Genomic DNA, 19,805 nt, shown 5'->3' with positions numbered 1-19,805 from the left:
GAAGGGGCCCCTGTCTAACTGCGGGCGTTGATGACCCGGTCCCGTGCTTGGGGCGCGGGGGATCGAGGTGCAGATAGTGGGTCTGGCCCAGTGGGCAAGGTTCCCCACCGCATTCGTGTATCTGTCGGTCAAATGTACACAGGCACAGGTAAATACGCGATGGCTCAGGGTCAGTCCAGGACTGAAGTCATTTATTGCCGCGACTCACCGGTTGGGTGAAGAACAGCGGGTCGGCATGCGCGATCGCGTGCGACATCATTCCGCGCAGAAAGAGCCCGTGGGCGTGAGCAGGCCGGTGATAGAAGCTGTCAGACCAGCCACGGGCCTCATTGCCGAGGATTTCATCTCCGTTCTGCAAATAGAACTGGAAAAAGGAGATTGGTAAGCACATCGCCCCCGATGAACCGTCGACGGCGTACTGCTCGTATGCCATCCCACGCTGGTCGCCTTTCTTGCTCTTGACGGCCGGCGGTGACCACGTTGGCGTCTCCAGGTTAAGTACGGTTGGTTCTGCCCATCGTTTGCTGGGCGCCGGCTCGGGCAACTTGGGGTGCGCGTTGCGGTAGCGGGTGTAGAAGCCGGAGCAGTAGTCGAAGTGACCCGGATAGGCCGTGTACACGAAGGCCCGCGCGCGGGGGGCGGCTGCGGCCCATTGTTGGACGCGGGTCCAAAGCGTTTGGAATTGCTGTTGGCGCTCCTGGGCATTGTTGTTGAGATTGATATCGAATGCGTTGATCTGCGCAAGATGGTCGGTGAAGAATTTCTGCGTGGGGCCGGTCTGGGTCTGCATCAGCGGCAGTAGCAACCGTCCGCTATAGCTATATGTCGACACCATGATCTTGCCGACCGCGTCGTACTGGGGAGGCGTGGACGGGTTGAGTTGGCGCGCGATGAATTGGTAGATCTCGGTGAGGACGCTGAGCATTGCGGTGGGCGAAACGAGATCCGTGAAGTAGGCGCTGTTCTGGGCGACTGGAACCACATACGCTAGGTTGGGTTCCCGCTTGGTGACTGCCATAACGTGATGGGCGACCGAAGGGAAATCTGTTGCGAGATAACGCATCCCTAGGTCGACATAGTGCGCTTCCCCGTCTTCGCGGTTCCTGCCGTCCCAGTACGGTGTGCGAGCGTACTTGGCTGCATACGGGGCCGGGTGAAAAAGTATGTGGAAGTTGAGCGGCTCGGGCATCCGAGCGTTAGTGATTCGTGACGCCAACAGGTTGGGGATCCACACGAAGTACAGGCGTGTCGTCCCGCGCTCGCTGTCGAGTACGAATACCCTGCCCGCGGCACTCGCCTTGTTGGCCGCGGTGATGCCTGCGTCGTCGAATTTAATTGGGTGGTAGGTGAATCCGTCGTTGGCGCGTGCGTCGAGGATATGGAAGTCAAATTTGAGCAACCCGTCGCCGTGCAATAGCCAGTTCGGATCGGCGACGTATGACGCGGTGGCATCATCTTTGATCAGCAGGGCATCCTTCTGGAGCGCTGCCACGGCGGCACTGACGTCTTTCACCAGCCACCCTCACAGGAGCTGGCCGGTCTTGGGATCGTAGACGACTTCAGCGGCAACGATTTGATCGGTGGGAAGCACCTCGATCCACTGGTCGAAAACCTCGTAGGGGGCTGCGGGTCGGAATCCCCCCGTCAGCGGGTCGAACCCGTCTTCGAATACCTTTTCCGTTGCCAGTGTGTGCGCGATGTCGGTGTTGGTGCCTTGCAACTCTGTTGCCAGCAGGTTGAGGACATCACCGATGGTCTTGTTGCGGTAGGCTTCAGGATCTCCCGGCTGCATCGAGTAGGGAAGTCCGAGCCCGGCCTCGCCTTCCACGCTCGCACCGGCGAGCCAGGTGAGGGCATCGACTTCATGGCCGGGCCGGATCGGCAACACCGCTTTCACCCATGCCGCGTTAATGAATTCGTTGCGGCGTTCGTCGCCGTCGAGCTGGACGAGCCATCCCAGCGAACTCCCCATCGGCGCCGGCTGACTGTCGGTGGTGATGGGGTAGTTGATCCGGTATTCATCCGATATGTTCCCGTCAGCGTCGATCGCATTGTCCTTTGATGTATGGGAATACCAACTGACCACCGCGTCCCCGGCCAGTGGGTCGGTGGACGGTGTCGGGCCGGGGTCCGGGGGCACCGGATACCGGCCGGCGGAGCCGGCGGTAATCGGCGGAATCGTACTGGTGGTAGCTGGCCGCCAATAGTCGGGAGCGACGAAGTAGAGCATCTCGTCCACGTCGAAGATCTGACGCAGCAATTCGCTGCCGAGGTGAGGATCGGAGAAGAGCTTCAGGCGTCGAATGAGGTCGGCGTAGACGATCTGGCGTTCTTCGCTGCGCAGGTCGTCGGCTGGGCGTGGCCGTATGCCGCTGGCGGCCGTGACCCGATTGCGAATCGCGGTTGCGTACGCCTCTCGCTGAATCTGTGCCACGGCTGCCTGGTAGTCGGCGAGGTCTTGTTGGTACTGGGCATGCGCAGGGTCGACGGCGGGAGGGCTCCACGTCAGCGAGAAAGTGATCTCGACGATGCGGGTATCACCGGAATTGACGAAGTTGGTCATCACGGTGAACTTGCCGTTAGCGGCATCATCTATCGGAATGGGATCGTTCGCGACATATTGGACGGCTACCCCTCCCGAGCGCGCCGACGACACCGCCACGTGGGTCAGGGTGTACTCCGCGGCCGGTGGTGGTGCCGAGAACGTCATGTCGGCGACCATGTGGTCCTTGTTGTTGAAGCTGCGGATGTCATTGGAGTTCGGATCGCGGAGTGCGAAATCTTCGTTGGGTGGGATGTCGTTGGCGGTACCGGGATACTTGCGAATGGGGAATATTCCGACGAATTCAACGATTTTGGGCTCTAGATCGGGCGGCGGCACCGGCTTTTTCAACGACGAAAGATCAGGTGCCGCAACGATATCCACCAATTCGCCCAGTCCGACGGTCTTGCCTGGGTTGTCCATGAACGCTTGCCAGCTCAGCCTGGTGCCGATGTGCTGAATCTGAACCCCAACTTTGCGCATCTTCCGGCGCAGCTCGTAGTTCACGAGCCTGGTGCTGGTGTTTTGCACGACGTAACGGCGGCTGGTGGTATCGGTGGTTTCGGTCACGACGCGAAACGCCGTCTTGAAGTTGCGGGTGATCTCGCTGCTGATCTTGGAGCTTTGCGTTCGAGTCCTCTTGTGGGTGTCTTCTGAACTCTTCTTGGTGGTGTTCTGGACGCTTGCGCTAGCGCTGGCGTCTGCGTGGTAGAACCCGGCAAAGTCGCCGCTGGCTGACGCGCTCGCGCCGAGTTTGGTGTCGTTGGCGTTCTCCTCCTTGACCGCGTCGGAGATATCGTCCTGACTTGTCAAAGTCTCCTCGGTCTTGCGGTCGGTCTGTTCCTGTTGTTCGGTCGACTTGTCGATCAGGGTCCGCCGCGAACTGGTCTCGATGACCTCTACTGAGCCGCCGGGGCTGATCCAGATGTGACCGACCGGTGCGCCGAGGAAAGTCTCGAATTCGAAGAAGTATTGTCTGAAAAGCTGAACGAGGCCGACGGGTGAGAGGACCCCCTGGGCGTCCTGCCCGGCAATGTCCGCTGAGATGCCCTGCAACGCGGGCGTTTCCAGCAGACGCGCCGTTTCGCCTACAAAGGACGGGGCCGTAGGCATGAGGTCGCGGGCGACGGTGGTCACCGCCACTCGGGTGGTGTTTTGCCTGCCGTACCATCCGACCAACGGTTGATAGACACCCATGTCCTCGCTGGCGTAGGGGAGCGTACCCGAGAAATCTGTTGGCTTCGTTGGCGCGTCGGGAATCAGAAGCTGCTGGCCGACCTCGATATGGTTGGGGTCAGCGATCCCGTTGGCCGTAGCGATCAGCCGGTACAGCGCAGCGTCGCCATAGAACCGCTGCGCAATCTCCGAAAGTGTGTCACCGGCGACGACTGTGTAATACCTGGTCATGGCGGGCCTTTCATGAGCGGTTCACGGCTCGTACATCCCTCGTCGCACATTGTGTGCACCATCGGCGGTGAAGAGGATGAGTAGCCAACTACTCCAATTCGGCGGGTTGAACTTGGGTGTGATCGAGGCCCGCCAGGGATTTCCAGGGCGTTTCAGCGTCTTGCATAGGCTCAATTCCGTGGTCGCTCGACTGGCCTGCGGCGAGCGATTTGCGGCGATTCCCGATCCTCTAACTAGTCGACCACAGCGGTTGTTGAAAGGCCGTAGGCTCACACCATGACTCCGGCTCAACTTCGGGCCTATTCGGCGGTGGTGCGGCTGGGTTCGGTGCGCGCCGCCGCGGCGGAGTTGGGCGTTTCCGACGCCGGCGTTTCGATGCTGGTGGCGGCGCTGCGCAAGGAGCTCGACGACCCGCTATTCACCAGGACGGGCGCGGGGCTCGCGTTCACGCCCGGGGGGCTGCGGCTGGCCAGCCGCGCCGTGGAAATCCTGGGCCTGCAGCAACAAACCGCGATCGAGGTCACCGAGGCCGCCCACGGGCGCCGGCTGCTGCGGATCGCCGCCTCCACCGCGTTCGCCGAGCACGCGGCGCCCGGGCTGATCGAGCTGTTTTCGTCGCGCGCCGACGACCTGTCGGTGGAGCTGAGCGTGCATCCGACGAGCCGGTTCCGCGACCTGATCTGCTCGCGCGCCGTCGACATCGCGATCGGGCCCTCCTCTGAAAACTGCGTGGGCTCGCTCGGTCCGGACGACGGGATCTTCGTGCGGCCGTTCCTGAAATACCAGATCATCACCGTCGCGCCGCCGAATGGCCCGCTGGCGGCTGGTATTCCGACGCCGGCGCTGCTGCGCCAACAGCAGTGGATGCTCGGCCCGGCCGCCGGCGGCGTCGACGGCGAGATCGCAAGGATGCTGCGCGACTTGGGAATTCCGGAGTCCAACCAGCGGATCTTCCAGAGCGATGCCGCCGCGCTCGAGGAGGTGCAGCGGGCCGGCGGTGTCTCGCTGACGATCGGCTTCGCCGTCGCCAAGGACCTCGCGGCCGGGCGGTTGACCCGCGTGACCGGTCCCGGCCTGGACAGGTCGGGCGAGTGGTGCGCGGCGACGCTGGGGCCGTCGGTGCGCCAACCCGCCGTGTCCGAACTCGTCCGCTTCATCACCACGCCGCGCTGCACCCAGGCGATGATCCGCGGCAGCGGCGTCGGCGTGACGAGATTTCGCCCGAAAGTGCATGTGACGCTGTGGAGTTAGCGGCTGCTACCAGGCGTGCGACAGGTCCGCGTGCTGCCGAACCCAGGCGTGCATCGCGATGCCGGCGGCGACGCCGGCGTTGATGCTGCGCGTCGAGCCGAACTGGGCGATCGACACCGTGACCGCCGCGCCGGCCCGGATGTCGCCGGTGATGCCCGGGCCTTCCTCGCCGAACACCATCAGGCACTCCCGCGGCAGCGACGTCTCCTCCAGCCGCCGCGCGCCCGGGACGTTGTCGACGGCGACCACGGTCAGACCGGCACCCGCCGCGAACTCGAGCAGCGCGGCCGTGCTGTCGTGGTGGCACAGCCGCTGATATCGGTCGGTCACCATGGCGCCGCGGCGATTCCAGCGCCGCCGCCCGACGATGTGCACGGTGTCGACCGCGAAGGCGTTGGCGGTGCGCACCACCGAGCCGATGTTGGCGTCGTAGCCGAAGTTCTCTATCGCCACGTGCAGCGGGTGCCGGCGCGTGTCGATGTCGGCGATGATCGCGCCGCGGGTCCAGTACCGGTAGGCGTCGACGACGTTGCGGGTGTCGCCGTCTCGCAACAGGTTTGGGTCATACCGCGGGTCGGTGGGCGGGTCGCCCCGCCACGGCCCGACGCCGCCGGTCGTCGTGCCCCATTCGGTGGGCCCCGGGTCGCTCATCGCTGCGTCCAAACCCCGGCGTGGGTGCCGTCGACGGCCACCGTCGCGTACAGCAGCGCCTCGTTGATCTCGCCCTGGGTGCACAGCGAGGCGTTGACGCGGACCGAGTCCAGCGACGCGTCGGGCAGGATCAGCACCGACGATCCGTATGCCGCGCAGGCCGGGTTCAGGCCGCGGCCCGGCAGGGTCGGCGACGCCAGCAGCATCAGCGGGCCGCCGCGCTTGGCGGAGTCGTCGCGGTACCGGTCCGCGAGCCCGGTGGCCTCCAGACCCAGCAGCATGTAGCCGTTGCCGTTGAACGCAGCGGGGTCGCCGAGCTGCTCCTTCGTCACCGGGGCGCCGTCGGCGCGCCAGCCCGTCAGGCTGACGGTCTTGACGGTCAGGCCGGTGTCGTTGGCGTTGGTCGGCGGCAACCCCACCGGAAACGCGGCCGGGTAGGCGGCCGACGTATTCGGGATGCGGTCACGCGGCGAGTAGCCGTACACGCCGCGGACCTGGCTCCGATCCTTAAGCGGCCCAAGGCAAACCGTGCCGGTGAGCCGGTTCGGGGGCGCCGACAGCGGGTGTTGGATGTCGTGCACGCTGGTGGCCGCGTCGTCGCAGCTGCCCAGGGCGGTCGACTCCAACGGGTGCGCCAGCGCACCGTAGAGCCCGAAGCGAAGGTCCTCGGGTTTGGCGTGCGGCGCCTTCGGGTCGGTGGGCGACGCGTCGACGTCGACCAGCACGTAATCGCCGTCCCAGCGCAGGTTCGACACCGACATGTTCCAGCCCAGCAGCGCGAGCGATTCGCCGACCCGCGCGGCCTGCGCGCCGTAGGGCCGGGCCGGATGCCCGGAACCCGAACAGCCCATTAGTGATACGGCCACGCAGGCCAGTAAGGCGATTAGACGGCGCATCCGGCTCGCGGCCTAGCCCAGCCCAAGATCGGCAAGGCCCAGCACGCTGCGGTAGGGGATTCCCTCGGCTTCGATGGCCTCGGCGGCGCCGGTGGCGCGGTCCACCACGGTGGCCACCCCGATCACGTCGCCGCCCGCGTCTTGCACGGCATGCACCGCCGTCAGCGCGGAGTTGCCGGTGGTGCTGGTGTCCTCCACCACCAGGACCCGCCGGCCGGAGACTTCGGATCCCTCGATAAGGCGTTGCAGCCCATGGGTTTTCGCCGACTTGCGCACGACGAACGCGTCGATGGGCCGCCCGGGCGCGTGCATGATGGCGGTCGCGACGGGATCGGCGCCCAGGGTCAGACCACCGACGACGGCGTAGTCCCAGTCGGCGGTGAGTTCGCGCATCAGCGTGCCGATCAGCGCGGCGGCGCGGTGGTGCAGGGTGGCGCGGCGCAGGTCGACGTAGTAGTCGGCCTCCTTGCCCGACGACAGCGTCACCCGACCGTGCACCACCGCCAGCCGGCGCACCAGGCCGGCCAGCTCCTCGCGGTCAGCTTCGGTCACGGCCGCCGACCCGTTTCGTCGCGGCGCGCACCAACCCGCGGGGCAGCAGCCGCCCGGCGCTGACGATCGCCTTGTACTGCAGGCCCGGAATGCTGATCACCTTGCCGGCGGCGACGTCGGCCAGGCTGCGGGCGACCACGTCGTCGACCTCGAGCCACAGGAACGGCGGCAGCTTGGCCATGTCCATCCCGGCCCTGGCGTGAAACTCGGTGTGCACGAACCCCGGGCAGACGGCGTGCACGCCGACCCCGGTTCCGTCCAGCGCGCCGGCCAGGCCCTCGCTGAACGAGATCACCCAGGCCTTGGACGCCGAATAGGTCGACGATCGCCCGTTCACCAGCCCGGCGACGCTGGCGACGTTGATGACGGTCCCGGCGCCCGCGGCGATCATGGCGGGCACCGCGGCGCGGGTCAGCTGCAAGACCGCGGTCACGTTGACGTCGAGCTGCGCCTGCAGCAGGGCGGGTTCGGCCGTCCAGAACTCGCCGGACGTGCCGAAGCCGGCGTTGTTGACCAGGACCCGCACGCCGGCGGCGAGCCGCTCGGCGACCTTGTCGCGGCCGGCCGAGTCGGCCAAGTCCGCGGGCAGGATCTCGACGGTGCCGCCGTGGCCCTCCAGTTCGGCCGCCAGTTTGGTCAGCCGCTCTACGTCGCGGGCGACCAGAACCAGGTCGTAGCCGTCGCGCGCAAAGCGCCGCGCGTAGCCCCCGCCGATCCCGGACGTCGGCCCGGTGATCAGGGCTACGGGTCGAGGCATGAGCGACAGTGTAGTGACGCGGGCCTAACCGGCCTCAGCGCTGGTAGTTACTGGCCCCGTGGCCGTTGCGCCCGGTCGGCGGCTGCCGACCCTGGTCCCGGCGCAGCGGCTCGGTGGGGCGGCGGGTCGCCTGGACATCCGAGCCCAGCAACCCCGACACGTCCGGCTGCGACCGCCGGGACGGCAGCTCCAGCCGACCGGCCGGCGCCAGGGGCCGGCTCGGTGCCGCGTTGCGCAGCCCCGCCGGCGCCCCCGCGTCCTGCGGGGTCTCCTGGGGCACCGGCGGCAACACGCGCAGCAGGTCGTTGAACTGGCGCACGGTGCGCAGCCCCTCGTCCCATTGCGCGCGCGTGCTGGAGATCGGCATGGCGACCAACGTCCAGTTCTGCTCGTTCCACATGATCTCGGCGCAGTCGGGGGCGGTGTGCGCGAAGGTGACCATGCGCCGGTCGCAGGCCCGGCGGGCCGCGTCCAGATTGGTCGAATAGACCATCCGCGGCCCGATCGCGCCCAGCAGCCAAATGTCGCTCTCCCGAGGCTCTTTCAGCCCCTTGAGGCGCAGGTCGACGACGACGTTGGTACCGACCTTGCGGTGCAGCGCGATCACCGTCGCGACTTCCTCGACGTCGAAGATGTAGACCGCCTCGCCGCGGATCTGGCCCAGCACGACGTTGTGGGCGGGGACGTCGCCCGCCGTCGAGATCACCCCGCGCTTCCAGCGCTTGAGGATGTCGGTCGATTCGCGCTCGTAGTCGAAGCCGTGCGACCGCGCCCACGATTTACGGCGCCTGCTGCGTCCCCGCTGTCGATCGATGTCGACGTACACCAGCACGCCCGCGCCGACAAAGCACAGCGCGGACAGCGTGAACCAAAGGGGGACCATCCCACACAGGGTATCCGCTGTCGGCCCGGAATAGACAATGCGACCAGGTCACAAGCAAATTAAGGTTTGCTAGTGCGCGCTGGGTGCGCCGAACGTCGACTTGTTGGGCGATTTCGGGCGAAATGCCGACAACAAGTCGACGTTGGGGCGAAGTGTCAGCCCAGGATCAGCGAGTCCCCATCCGGGCTGACGTTGACCGGAACGGTGTCGCCGTCGTGCACCTCGCCGGCCAGCAGCATCTTCGCCAGCTGGTCGCCGATGGCCTGCTGCACGAGCCGGCGCAACGGCCGCGCCCCGTAGACCGGGTCGAACCCGCGCTGCGCCAACCACCGCTTGGCCGGCAGCGAAACCTCCAGCTGCAGCCGCCGCTGCGCCAACCGCTTGCCCAGCTGCTCGAGCTGGATGTCGACGATCTGCACCAGCTCCTCGGGGTTGAGCCCGTCGAAGATCAGCACGTCGTCGAGGCGGTTGATGAACTCCGGCTTGAACGCCGCGCGCACCGCCGCCATCACCTGCTCCTCGCTGCCGCCCGACCCGAGGTTGGACGTCAGGATGAGGATGGTGTTGCGGAAGTCGACCGTGCGGCCCTGCCCGTCGGTGAGCCGGCCCTCGTCGAGGACCTGCAGCAGCACGTCGAACACGTCCGGGTGTGCCTTCTCGACCTCGTCGAACAGCACCACGGTGTAGGGGCGCCGGCGCACCGCCTCGGTCAGCTGACCGCCCTGGTCGTAACCGATGTAGCCGGGGGGCGCACCCACCAGCCGGGCGACGGAATGCTTCTCGCCGTACTCGCTCATGTCGATGCGGACCATGGCCCGGTCGTCGTCGAACAGGAAGTCGGCCAGCGCCTTGGCCAGCTCGGTCTTGCCGACGCCGGTGGGGCCCAGGAACATGAACGAACCCGTGGGCCGGTTCGGGTCGGCCACCCCGGCGCGGCTGCGCCGCACCGCGTCGGACACGGCCTGCACGGCCTTGCGCTGCCCGACCACGCGCTTGCCCAGCTCGTCTTCCATCCGCAGCAGCTTGGCGGTCTCGCCCTCGAGCATCCGCCCGGCCGGGATGCCGGTCCACGCCGACACCACGTCGGCGATGTCGTCGGGCCCGACCTCCTCCTTGAGCATCACGTTCTCGCGGGCCTCGGCCTGCGGCAGCGCGGCCTCGAGCTTCTTTTCCACCTCGGGGATGCGCCCGTAACGCAGCTCGGCGGCCTTGGCCAGGTCGCCGTCGCGCTCGGCGCGCTCGGACTCTCCGCGCAGCGCCTCCAGCTGTTCCTTCAGCTCGCGGACGACGTCGATCGCGCTCTTCTCGTTGTGCCACCGGGTGGTCAGCTCGGCCAGCTTCTCCTTCTGGTCGGCCAGCTCGGCGCGCAGCTTCTCCAGCCGCTCCTTGGACGCCTCGTCCTCTTCTTTGGCCAGCGCCATCTCCTCGATCTCGAGGCGGCGCACCAGGCGCTCGACCTCGTCGATCTCGACGGGACGCGAGTCGATCTCCATCTTCAGCCGGCTGGCGGCCTCGTCGACCAGGTCGATCGCCTTGTCCGGCAGGAACCGCGCGGTGATGTAGCGGTCGGACAGCGTGGCGGCGGCCACCAGCGCGGAGTCGGTGATCCGCACGCCGTGGTGCACCTCGTAGCGGTCCTTCAGGCCGCGCAGGATGCCGACGGTGTCCTCCACCGACGGCTCCCCGACGAACACCTGCTGGAAGCGGCGCTCCAGCGCGGCGTCCTTCTCGATGTACTTGCGGTACTCGTCGAGCGTGGTGGCGCCGACCAGCCGCAGCTCGCCGCGGGCCAGCATCGGCTTGATCATGTTGCCGGCGTCCATCGCGCCCTCACCGGTCGCACCGGCGCCGACGATGGTGTGCAGCTCGTCGATAAACGTGATGATCTGCCCGGCGGAGTTCTTGATGTCGTCGAGCACGGCCTTGAGCCGCTCCTCGAACTCGCCGCGGTACTTGGCGCCGGCCACCATCGAGCCCAGATCGAGCGAGACGACGGTCTTGTCGCGCAGGCTCTCCGGCACGTCGCCGGCCACGATGCGCTGGGCCAGGCCCTCGACGATCGCGGTCTTGCCGACACCGGGCTCGCCGATCAGCACCGGGTTGTTCTTGGTGCGACGGGACAGCACCTGCACGACACGACGAATCTCGTTGTCGCGCCCGATGACCGGGTCGAGCTTGCCCTCGCGGGCCCGCTCGGTCAGGTCGGTGGAGTACTTCTCCAGCGCCTGGTAGGTCGACTCGGGGTCGGCGCTGGTGACCCGCGCGCTGCCGCGGACCTTGACGAACGCCTCCCGCAACGCCTGCGGTGACGCGCCGTGCCCGGTGAGCAGCTTGGCGACGTCGGAGTCGCCGGTGGCCAGGCCGACCATCAGGTGTTCGGTTGAGACGTATTCGTCGTCCATCTCGGTGGCCAGCTGCTGGGCGGTGGTGATCGCCGCCAGCGATTCGCGGGACAGCTGCGGCTGCGAGCTGGCGCCGCTGGCCTGCGGGAGCTGGTCCAGGATGCGCTGCGCCTCGGCGCGGATGGTGGCGGGCTCGACGCCGACGGCCTCCAGCAGCGGCGCGGCGATCCCGTCGTTCTGCGTCAGCAGCGCCAACAGCAGATGGGCGGGCCGGATCTCCGGATTGCCGGCGGCCGAGGCCGCCTGCAGGGCCGAGGTCAGGGCCGCCTGCGTCTTGGTGGTCGGGTTGAAAGAGTCCACGACACCTCCGTTCGGGTACTTGGGTAAAAATGCTTGTCGGGTATTTCAACGCCGTCAAGGTTGAGTCTGTTCCGCTCAACTCTAGTGGATTTTGCGCATCTTGGAATAGAGGCTTAAGTCGCCACCCCGCTTAAACTCGGGGCCCGTGAGCCTGGAGGACCGCGACGCGTTGCGCGTGCTGCGCGACGCCTTCGCGCCGGGCTCCGACGCACTCGTCCGCCGGTTCTATACCCACTGGTTCGCCCTCGACGTCTCGGTGCGCGACCTTTTCCCGCCCGAAATGGGCGCCCAGCGGGCCGCTTTTGCGCACGCCCTGCACTGGGTCTACGGGGAACTGGTCGAGCAGCGCGCCGCCGAGCCGGTGGCCTTCCTGGCGCAGCTCGGGCGGGATCATCGCAAATTCGGCGTGCTGCCGAACCATTACGGCACCCTGCGCCGCGCGCTGTACGCGACGCTTCGTGACCGCCTCGGCGACGCGTGGACCGAGCCCGTCGCGGCGGCCGCCGACCAGTCGCTCAACCTGATCACGGGGGTGATGAGCGGCGCCGCCGACGCCGAGCAGGGGCCGGCCTGGTGGGACGGCACGGTCATCGAGCACATGCGGGTCTCCCGCGACCTGGCCGTCGTGCGGCTGCAGCTCGACCGCCCAATGGACTACTACCCCGGCCAGTACGTCGACGCCCACGTTCCGCAGTGCCCGCGCCGGTGGCGCTACCTGAGCCCGGCGATCCCCGCCGACCCGGGCGGCGGGATCGAGTTCCACGTCCGCCAGGTGCCGGGCGGCCTGGTCAGCACCGCGATCGTCAACGAGACGCGGCCCGGGGACCGGTGGCGGCTGTCCAGCCCGCACGGCGGCCTGCGGGTCGACCGGGACGGCGAGGACGTCCTGATGGTCGCCGGCAGCACCGGGCTGGCGCCGCTGCGGGCGCTGATCATGGACCTGTCCCGCTACGCGGAAAACCCGCGGGTCCACCTGTTCTTCGGCGCCCGCTACCGCTGCGAGCTCTACGACCTGCCCACGCTGTGGCAGGTCGCCCAGCACAATCCGTGGCTGTCCGTGTCCCCGGTCTCGGAGTACAGCCTCGACCCGTCGTGGGCCGCCGACTATCCCGACGTGACGCCGCCGCGCGGCCTGCACGTGCGCCAGACCGGCCGGCTGCCCGACGTGGTGACAAAATACGGTGGCTGGGGCGACCGGCAGATCCTGATCTGCGGCGGGCCGGACATGGTCCGCGCCACCAAGGCCGCGCTGGTGGCCAAAGGTGCTCCGCCCGAACACATTCAGCACGACCCACTGTCCCGGTGAACCGAGGTACGCCATGCAGATCGTGACCCTGACCGACCCGTCGTCGCCGGTGGCGGCGCAGTTCGTGCCCGAGGCGGGCATGATCGGCACGTCGCTGACCGACGCGGGCACCGAGCTGCTCGGCCAGCGGCGCGGCCTGCGGGCGTACGTCGAGGCGGGCAAGACGATGGGCATCCCGATCCTGTACCCGTGGGCAAATCGATTGGGCGACAACACCTACACGGCCGAGAACGTTACGGTGACGCTGACGCCGGGGGAGAACGGCGTTCGTCCCGACCCCAACGGGTTGCCGATCCACGGCACCCTGGCCGCCTACCCGGGCTGGCGGGTGACGGCGGAGTCGGGCAACGAGCTGACCGCCGAGGTGGATTTCGGTGCCGACCCGCGTCTGCTGGCCGGCTTTCCGTTCCCACATGTGCTCTCGGTGGCGGTGCGGCTGGCCGACCGGGCGCTGACGGTGCGCACCACCGTCACCGCGACCGGCGACACCGCGGTTCCGCTGTGCTTCGGCTTCCATCCCTATCTGCACCTGCCCGGCGTTGCCCGCGGCGACTGGCTGATCGAGACACCGCCGCTGCGGCACTTGCGGCTCGATGAGCGCGGCCTGCCCACCGGAGAATCCGAAAACCAGCCGGCTAGCGAAGAACCATTGGGCGACAAGGCTTTCGACGACGCCTACGACCAGGTCGGCGAGGGCGCCGTGTTCGCGGTGTCCGGCGCCGGGCGGCGCGTGGAGGTGCACTTCGAGCGGGGCTATCCGGCGGCCCAGATCTTCGCCCCACTAGCCGAGGATGTGGTGTGCTTCGAGCCGATGACGGCGCCGACGGACGCGCTGCGCCGCGGCGGCTACCGGTGCGCGCGCCCGGGCGCGCCGGCGGTCGCGCAGTTCTCGATTCGGGTGTGAGCGAACATCTTTCACCACCGCATCATCGGGAACGGCCGCAGCGGGTGCCCCGCGGCGTAGCGGCTCAGGCCCTTGGCGAGGAACGCGTGGAAGCCGCAATACGGCAACTCGGCGACGACGGACCGGATGGCCGGGCGCCCGACCCCGTCTCGCAGCAAGCCACGGCTCACGTCGATGCGGTCGGCTATCCGAAAGGTCTCGGCCATCCGGTCGTGCGACGGCCGCAGCCGGTGGTGTTCGACGATCAGCCTGCGCACGTCGTCGACGTTGTCGACGCCGAATTCCCCGGCGTACGCCGCGGCCAGGTCGGCGGACGGCTCCAAGTAGTCGAACGTGCCGGCGGTCCAGATGCCGAGATCGTGTGCGGCCCAGGCCAAGACGGCGAAGTCCGGGATCGGGGCGGCGAGCAGCCGTTGGTGGTAGTTGATGCCGCGGTAGACGTGATTGCGATAGGTCGGCAGGTGGTCACCCAGCTCGCGTTGATAGCTAGTCAGCAGGGATTCGACGATTGGGTGAGTGGTGACAACTTCCATGCCCTGACGTTAGCCCGTCTGCCCCCCGGCGCCGTCGGCGCCGAACAGCTTCCCGCGAGCGCCCCCAGGGCCACCCAGGCCGCCGAACACGCCGCCGTTGCCGCCGGTGCCACCATTACCGATCAGGGACGCATTGCCGCCGGTGCCGCCCTGACCGGCGAACGACGCCCCTGTGCCGATGGCGCCGCCGACGCCACCGACGCCCCCGTTGCCGATCGGCCCGGCGTTGCCGCCCGTGCCGCCGTGCCCGCCGATGCCGGCGTGCCCCGCGGCGCCGCCCCCGCCGCCGCTCCCGCCGTCACCGAAGAGCAGGCCCCCGTTGCCGCCGCCGCCACCGGCCCCGCCGCTATGGATGCTGAAGGTGGTGTCGCCCGCCCCTCCGAGGCCGCCAACGCCGCCGGTGCCGATCAGGCCGGCATTGCCACCGTGGCCGCCGGCGCCACCGTTGCCCGGCGTCGCACTGATGCTGAGACCCCCGGCCCCGCCCGCGCCGCCGTTGCCGTAGATCAACCCGCCCGCGCCGCCGGCGCCGCCTGCGCCGCCGCCTATCGAGCCGTTGGGGCCGCCCCCGGCGCCACCCGGTCCGCCGATGCCGAACAGCCCCGCGTTGCCGCCCGCGCCACCGGTTCCGCCGAATCCGCCGGCGCCGCCCGCCCCACCGTTGCCGATCAGCCCGCCGGCGCCACCATTTCCGCCGGCCACGCCGTTGTTCGTGCTCGCACCGCCGGCGCCGCCGTTGCCCCACAGGATGCCGCCCGCGCCGCCGGGTTGCCCGACGCCGCCAACGGTTCCGCCGTTCGCGCCGTCACCGATCAGTGGGCGCCCCAGGAACAGTTGGGTCGGCGCGTTGATCACGCCCAGCACGTCCTGCTCGATCGTTTGCAGCGGCGACGCGTTCGCGGCCTCGGCGCCGGCGTACGCGCTCGCCCCGGAATTCAGCAGCTGGATGAATTGCTGATGAAATCGTTGCGCCTGGACACCCAGCGCCTGGTAGGCCTGCCCGTGCGCGCCGAACACTGCGGCAACCGCCTGAGACACCTCGTCATTGCCCGCGGCCAGCAGTTGCGAGGTCGGCGCCAGCGCCGCGGCGTTCGCCGCTTGCACGGCGGAGCCGATGTTGGCCACGTCGGTGGCCGCCGCCGTTACGAATTCCGGGGTTACGAGCACGAGGGACATGGCCCCGACCATAAGACGCGCGAAGCGGGCCGCGAATCAGGGATTTCCCTAACCTTTTGCAGCCCCCGCGGCGGTCGCCTAGCGCGGCCTTCGCGGTTGCCAGACCACCAGCGCGGTGCTCTTGGGCACCACCGCCAGGTCGCGGCGCTGGCCGGCGCGCACCTGCGCCAGCTCCTCGGTCAGCTCCTTGACGCGCGACTGCAGCGCCTCCACCTGGTTGGTCAACTCGATGATGCGCTTGATGCCGGCCAGGTTGACGCCCTCGTCCTGCGACAGCCGCTGCACCTCGCGCAACAGGTCCACGTCGTGCTCCGAATAACGACGTCCCCCACCGGAAGTGCGCCTCGGGCTCACCAGCCCGAGGCGGTCATAGGTGCGCAGGGTCTGCGCGTGCATGCCGGCCAATTCGGCCGCCACCGAGATCAGGAAGGTCCGGGCCTCCTCCTTGGGATTGCGTGAGCCTCTGGCCATCAGCGATTACCCGCCCATCCCGCGCGCGGGTTGAAACCACTGGATTGCTCGGCGGCCGCGTAGGCCTCCAGCGCCTCCTGGGCGGCGCCCTCCAGGTTCGGCGGCACGGACACCTTCACGGTGACCAGCAGGTCGCCGTTGCCGCCGCCGCGCTTGGGCACGCCGCGCCCGCGCACCCGCAGGATGCGGCCGTCGGCGGTGCCCTTGGGCACCCGCACGCCGACCTTGCCGTCCAGCGTGGGAACCGAAAGCGTTGAGCCCAAGGCTAATTCGGTGAAGCTGACCGGGACGGTCACGGTGAGGTCGTCGCCGTCACGGCCGAACACCTTGTCCGGCCGCACATGCACGGTCACATACAGGTCGCCCGACGGCGCGCCGCGCAACCCGGCCTCGCCCTGCCCGGGCAGGCGGATCCGCTGCCCGTCCTCGACGCCCGGCGGTATCCGCACGTTGATGGTGCGGGTGCGGGTCGTCACGCCGGTGCCTTTGCACTCGTCGCACGGGTGCTCGATGATCGAGCCGCTGCCCCGGCAATCGGCGCAGGGTTCGGAGAAACCGAACGCACCCTGGTTGCGGTTGATCACGCCGGCGCCGTTACAGCTGGGGCACACCTTCGGGCTGGTGCCCGGGCGCGCCCCGCTGCCATGGCAATTCGTACACGGCGCCGGGCTGGTCAGCCGCAGCGGCATCGCCACGCCCTTGGCCGCCTCGACGAAATCGAGCTCGGTCTCGGTCTCCAGGTCGTTGCCGCGCCGCGGCCGGCTGGGACGCGGGCTGGCGCCGCCGCGTCCGAACAAGCCGCCGAACAGGTCGCCGATGTTCGCGCCGCCACTGCGCCCGGCGGCGTCGAACAGGTCGCTGAGGTTGAACTCCGCGCCGTCGCCACCGACGTTGAAGCTGAAGCCGCTGCCGCCGTCGAACCGGCGGCCGCCGAAACCGCCGCCGGCGAACAGGCGGCGGGTTTCGTCGTACTCCTTGCGCTTGGCCGGATCCGACAACACGTTATGCGCCTCCGACACCGCCTTGAATCGTTCGCCGGCGGCCGGGTTGTCAGGGTTGGCGTCCGGATGCAGGTCGCGCGCCAGCTTGCGATAGGCGCGCTTGATCTCTTCCGGGCTGGCCTCAGAGGAGACGCCCAGCTCCTTATAGAAGTCCTTTTCGACCCATTCACGCTGGGCCATGCCGCGTCACCCCCTCACCTTTCGCTATCTATTTGTTGTCTTTTGTGATTGTGGTGCTTACTCACCGGAGCCGTCGGCGTTATCGGCCGTGTCGGACGGTTGCGTTTCGGCGGCGACGGCTTCTTCGCCGTCGCCGGCGACGGTGTCGACCACGCCGACCAGCGCGTGCCGCAGCACCTGGTCGCCCAGCTTGTAGCCCTGCCGCATGACCGTGCCGATCACCGGCTTGGAGCCGTCGGCGCCGTCGCCCTCGTGCTGCACGGCCTCGTGCAGCACCGGGTCGAAGTCCTCGCCCTCCGCGCCGAACGCCGTGAGGCCGAGGCCGGTGAGGGCGCCTTCCAGCTTGTCGGCGACCGACTTCAGCGGGCCGGACTCCAGGTCGCCGTGCTTGCGGGCCCGGTCGAGATCGTCCAGCACGCCGAGCAATTGGCTGACCACGGCGGCCTTGGCCCGGTCCGCGGCGGCCTGCTGGTCGCGCAGCGCGCGCTTGCGGTAGTTGGTGAAGTCCGCCTGCACGCGCTGCAGGTCGGCCGTCAGCTCGGCGACCTTGTCGCCCGACTCGGCCTTACCGGCGGGCGCCCCGCCCGGCGCTGCCGCGCCGGGGGGGACGTGCCGTACTTCGCCGGTCTCGGGATCGATGCGCCGCTTGTCGGTGACCGTTACCTGTTCCGGGTTGCCCTCGCTCACTTGGCCTCCCGGTCGTCGTCGACCACCTCCGCGTCCACGACGTCATCGGCCGAGCCTGCCGCGCCACCCTGCTCGGGGCCGCCGGCCTGGGCGCCCTCGGCCTGGGTGGCCTCGTAGATGGCCTGGCCCAGCGCCTGGGACTCCTGGCCCAGCTTCTCCATCGCCGCCTTGATCGCGGAGATGTCGCTGCCGGCCAGCGCCGACTTGGCCTCGGCCACCGCGGCGTCCACCTTGTTCAGGGTGTCCTCGGGGACCTTCGAACCGCCCTCGGCCTCGCGTTGTTCCTTGACGAACTTCTCCGTCTGGTAGACCAGCGTCTCGGCCTGGTTGCGGATGTCGGCCTCCTCGCGGCGCTGACGGTCCTCCTCGGCGTGCGCCTCGGCGTCCTTGATCATCCGGTCGATCTCCTCCTTGGACAGGCCGGAGCCCTCCTGGATCTTGATCGTGTTCTCCTTGCCGGTGCCCTTGTCCTTGGCCGTGACGTGCACGATGCCGTTGGCGTCGATGTCGAAGGTGACCTCGATCTGGGGCACGCCGCGCGGGGCCGGCGGGATGCCGGTCAGCTCAAAGGAGCCGAGCAGCTTGTTGTGCGAGGCGATTTCGCGCTCACCCTGGTAGACCTGGATCTGCACGGACGGCTGGTTGTCGTCGGCCGTGGTGAAGGTCTCCGACCGCTTGGTCGGGATCGTGGTGTTGCGCTCGATCAGCTTGGTCATCACGCCACCCTTGGTCTCGATACCGAGGCTCAGCGGCGTAACGTCAAGCAGCAGAACGTCTTTCACCTCACCCTTGAGAACACCGGCCTGCAGCGCGGCGCCCACGGCAACCACCTCGTCGGGGTTGACGCCCTTGTTGGGCTCCTTGCCGCCGGTGAGTTCCTTGACCAGCTCGGTCACCGCGGGCATGCGGGTGGACCCGCCCACCAGCACGACGTGGTCGATGTCGGCCACCGAGATGCCGGCGTCGGAGATCACCGACTTGAACGGCTGACGGGTGCGGTCCAGCAGGTCCTGGGTGATCTTCTGGAACTCGGCGCGGGTCAGCTGCTCGTCGAGGAACAGCGGGTTCTTGTCCGCGTCGACGGTGATGTAGGGCAGGTTGATCGAGGTGCTCTGCGAGCTCGACAGCTCGATCTTGGCCTTCTCCGCGGCCTCACGCAGCCGCTGCATCGCCATCTTGTCCTTGGTGAGGTCGATGCCGCTGGTGCCCTTGAACTTGTCGACGAGCCATTCGACGACGCGGTCGTCCCAGTCGTCGCCACCGAGGTGGTTGTCACCGCTGGTGGCCCGGACCTCGACCACGCCCTCGCCGATCTCGAGCAGCGAGACGTCGAAGGTGCCGCCACCGAGGTCGAAGACCAGGATGGTCTGTTCCTTCTCGCCCTTGTCCAGGCCGTAGGCCAGCGCCGCGGCGGTGGGCTCGTTGACGATGCGCAGCACGTTCAGGCCGGCGATCTGGCCGGCCTCCTTGGTCGCCTGGCGCTGGGCGTCGTTGAAGTAGGCGGGCACGGTGATGACCGCGTCGGTGATGTCCTCACCGAGGTAGGCCTCCGCGTCTCGCTTCAGCTTCATCAGCACGCGGGCGCTGATCTCCTGCGCCGTGTACTTCTTGTCGTCGATCTCGACGGACCAATCGGTGCCCATGTGCCGCTTCACCGAACGGATGGTGCGGTCGACGTTGGTCACCGCCTGGTTCTTGGCGGGCTGGCCGACCAGCACTTCACCGTTGCGCGCGAACGCGACGATCGACGGCGTGGTCCGCGAACCCTCGGAGTTCGCGACGACGACGGGGTCGCCGCCCTCGAGAACCGAGACGACTGAGTTGGTGGTCCCGAGGTCGATACCGACCGCACGAGCCATAGTGATTCCTCCTGATTACGTAGAGCTTCTTTGGTGCCACTATGCTG

15 protein-coding genes and 2 pseudogenes are annotated in these 19,805 nt (G+C 68.2%); 3 read left to right on the top strand and 14 right to left on the bottom strand.

Annotated features, from left to right (window positions below; all coding sequences use genetic code 11):
- Positions 1-187: 187 nt before the first annotated feature.
- The gene (locus AC5Y7V_RS04115; RefSeq protein ID WP_499878747.1) at positions 188-1,513 is read right to left on the bottom strand and encodes a hypothetical protein; all 1,326 of its coding nucleotides are present in this window, start codon (positions 1,511-1,513) and stop codon (positions 188-190) included.
- Positions 1,514-3,828: 2,315 nt separating this feature from the next.
- Positions 3,829-3,955: pseudogene (locus tag AC5Y7V_RS04110) on the bottom strand (LysM peptidoglycan-binding domain-containing protein); the annotation flags it as partial.
- A 270-nt stretch (positions 3,956-4,225) separates the two neighbouring features.
- Between AC5Y7V_RS04110 and AC5Y7V_RS04105 the strand changes: the two are divergent.
- Complete coding sequence (locus AC5Y7V_RS04105) at positions 4,226-5,200, top strand: LysR family transcriptional regulator (RefSeq protein WP_499878746.1); 975 nt, start codon at positions 4,226-4,228, stop codon at positions 5,198-5,200.
- 6 nt (positions 5,201-5,206) lie between these two features.
- On the opposite strand, the gene AC5Y7V_RS04100 is transcribed toward AC5Y7V_RS04105, so the two are convergent.
- The 6 genes from AC5Y7V_RS04100 to clpB form a co-directional block, all read right to left on the bottom strand.
- Entirely contained in the window at positions 5,207-5,851 is a 645-nt protein-coding gene (locus AC5Y7V_RS04100) for a TrmH family RNA methyltransferase (protein WP_499878745.1), read from the bottom strand.
- Positions 5,848-6,747 (bottom strand): hypothetical protein, encoded by a 900-nt coding sequence (locus AC5Y7V_RS04095; RefSeq protein ID WP_499878744.1) that lies wholly within the window; start codon positions 6,745-6,747, stop codon positions 5,848-5,850. The genes AC5Y7V_RS04100 and AC5Y7V_RS04095 overlap by 4 nt, the downstream gene beginning before the upstream one ends.
- A gap of 12 nt (positions 6,748-6,759) precedes the next feature.
- Positions 6,760-7,299 (bottom strand): orotate phosphoribosyltransferase, encoded by a 540-nt coding sequence (gene pyrE / locus AC5Y7V_RS04090; protein ID WP_499878743.1) that lies wholly within the window; start codon positions 7,297-7,299, stop codon positions 6,760-6,762.
- Positions 7,286-8,056 carry an SDR family NAD(P)-dependent oxidoreductase gene (locus AC5Y7V_RS04085; protein ID WP_499878742.1) on the bottom strand — a complete coding sequence of 257 codons (771 nt, stop codon included), beginning with the start codon at positions 8,054-8,056 and terminating at the stop codon, positions 7,286-7,288. Before AC5Y7V_RS04085 ends, pyrE begins: the two co-directional genes overlap by 14 nt.
- A gap of 34 nt (positions 8,057-8,090) precedes the next feature.
- The gene (gene ttfA / locus AC5Y7V_RS04080; protein ID WP_499878741.1) at positions 8,091-8,939 is read right to left on the bottom strand and encodes a trehalose monomycolate transport factor TtfA; all 849 of its coding nucleotides are present in this window, start codon (positions 8,937-8,939) and stop codon (positions 8,091-8,093) included.
- Positions 8,940-9,094: 155 nt separating this feature from the next.
- Positions 9,095-11,641, bottom strand: coding sequence for an ATP-dependent chaperone ClpB (gene clpB / locus AC5Y7V_RS04075; RefSeq protein WP_499878740.1), 2,547 nt, complete (start codon positions 11,639-11,641; stop codon positions 9,095-9,097).
- Positions 11,642-11,786: 145 nt separating this feature from the next.
- On the opposite strand from clpB, the gene AC5Y7V_RS04070 reads away from it, so the two are divergent.
- Positions 11,787-12,947 (top strand): FAD-binding oxidoreductase, encoded by a 1,161-nt coding sequence (locus AC5Y7V_RS04070; RefSeq protein ID WP_499878739.1) that lies wholly within the window; start codon positions 11,787-11,789, stop codon positions 12,945-12,947.
- A 13-nt stretch (positions 12,948-12,960) separates the two neighbouring features.
- Positions 12,961-13,851, top strand: coding sequence for an aldose 1-epimerase (locus AC5Y7V_RS04065; protein ID WP_499878738.1), 891 nt, complete (start codon positions 12,961-12,963; stop codon positions 13,849-13,851).
- A gap of 11 nt (positions 13,852-13,862) precedes the next feature.
- Here AC5Y7V_RS04065 and AC5Y7V_RS04060 read toward each other — a convergent pair whose 3' ends face one another.
- From AC5Y7V_RS04060 to dnaK, 6 genes and pseudogenes are all read right to left on the bottom strand, one after another.
- On the bottom strand, positions 13,863-14,384 hold the full coding sequence (locus AC5Y7V_RS04060; protein ID WP_499878737.1) for a hypothetical protein: 522 nt from the start codon (positions 14,382-14,384) through the stop codon (positions 13,863-13,865).
- Positions 14,385-14,396: 12 nt separating this feature from the next.
- Positions 14,397-15,560: pseudogene (locus AC5Y7V_RS04055) on the bottom strand (PE family protein); the annotation flags it as partial.
- A 78-nt stretch (positions 15,561-15,638) separates the two neighbouring features.
- Entirely contained in the window at positions 15,639-16,031 is a 393-nt protein-coding gene (locus tag AC5Y7V_RS04050) for a heat shock protein transcriptional repressor HspR (RefSeq protein WP_499878736.1), read from the bottom strand.
- Positions 16,031-17,212 (bottom strand): molecular chaperone DnaJ, encoded by a 1,182-nt coding sequence (gene dnaJ / locus AC5Y7V_RS04045; protein WP_499878735.1) that lies wholly within the window; start codon positions 17,210-17,212, stop codon positions 16,031-16,033. The genes AC5Y7V_RS04050 and dnaJ overlap by 1 nt, the downstream gene beginning before the upstream one ends.
- Positions 17,213-17,269: 57 nt before the next feature.
- On the bottom strand, positions 17,270-17,899 hold the full coding sequence (grpE, locus tag AC5Y7V_RS04040; protein ID WP_499878734.1) for a nucleotide exchange factor GrpE: 630 nt from the start codon (positions 17,897-17,899) through the stop codon (positions 17,270-17,272).
- Entirely contained in the window at positions 17,896-19,758 is a 1,863-nt protein-coding gene (dnaK, locus tag AC5Y7V_RS04035) for a molecular chaperone DnaK (protein WP_499878733.1), read from the bottom strand. The genes grpE and dnaK overlap by 4 nt, the downstream gene beginning before the upstream one ends.
- Positions 19,759-19,805: the final 47 nt, after the last annotated feature.

The organism is Mycobacterium sp. NGS34 (assembly GCF_059812845.1).
This window is presented reverse-complemented; position numbering and strand designations above follow the sequence as displayed.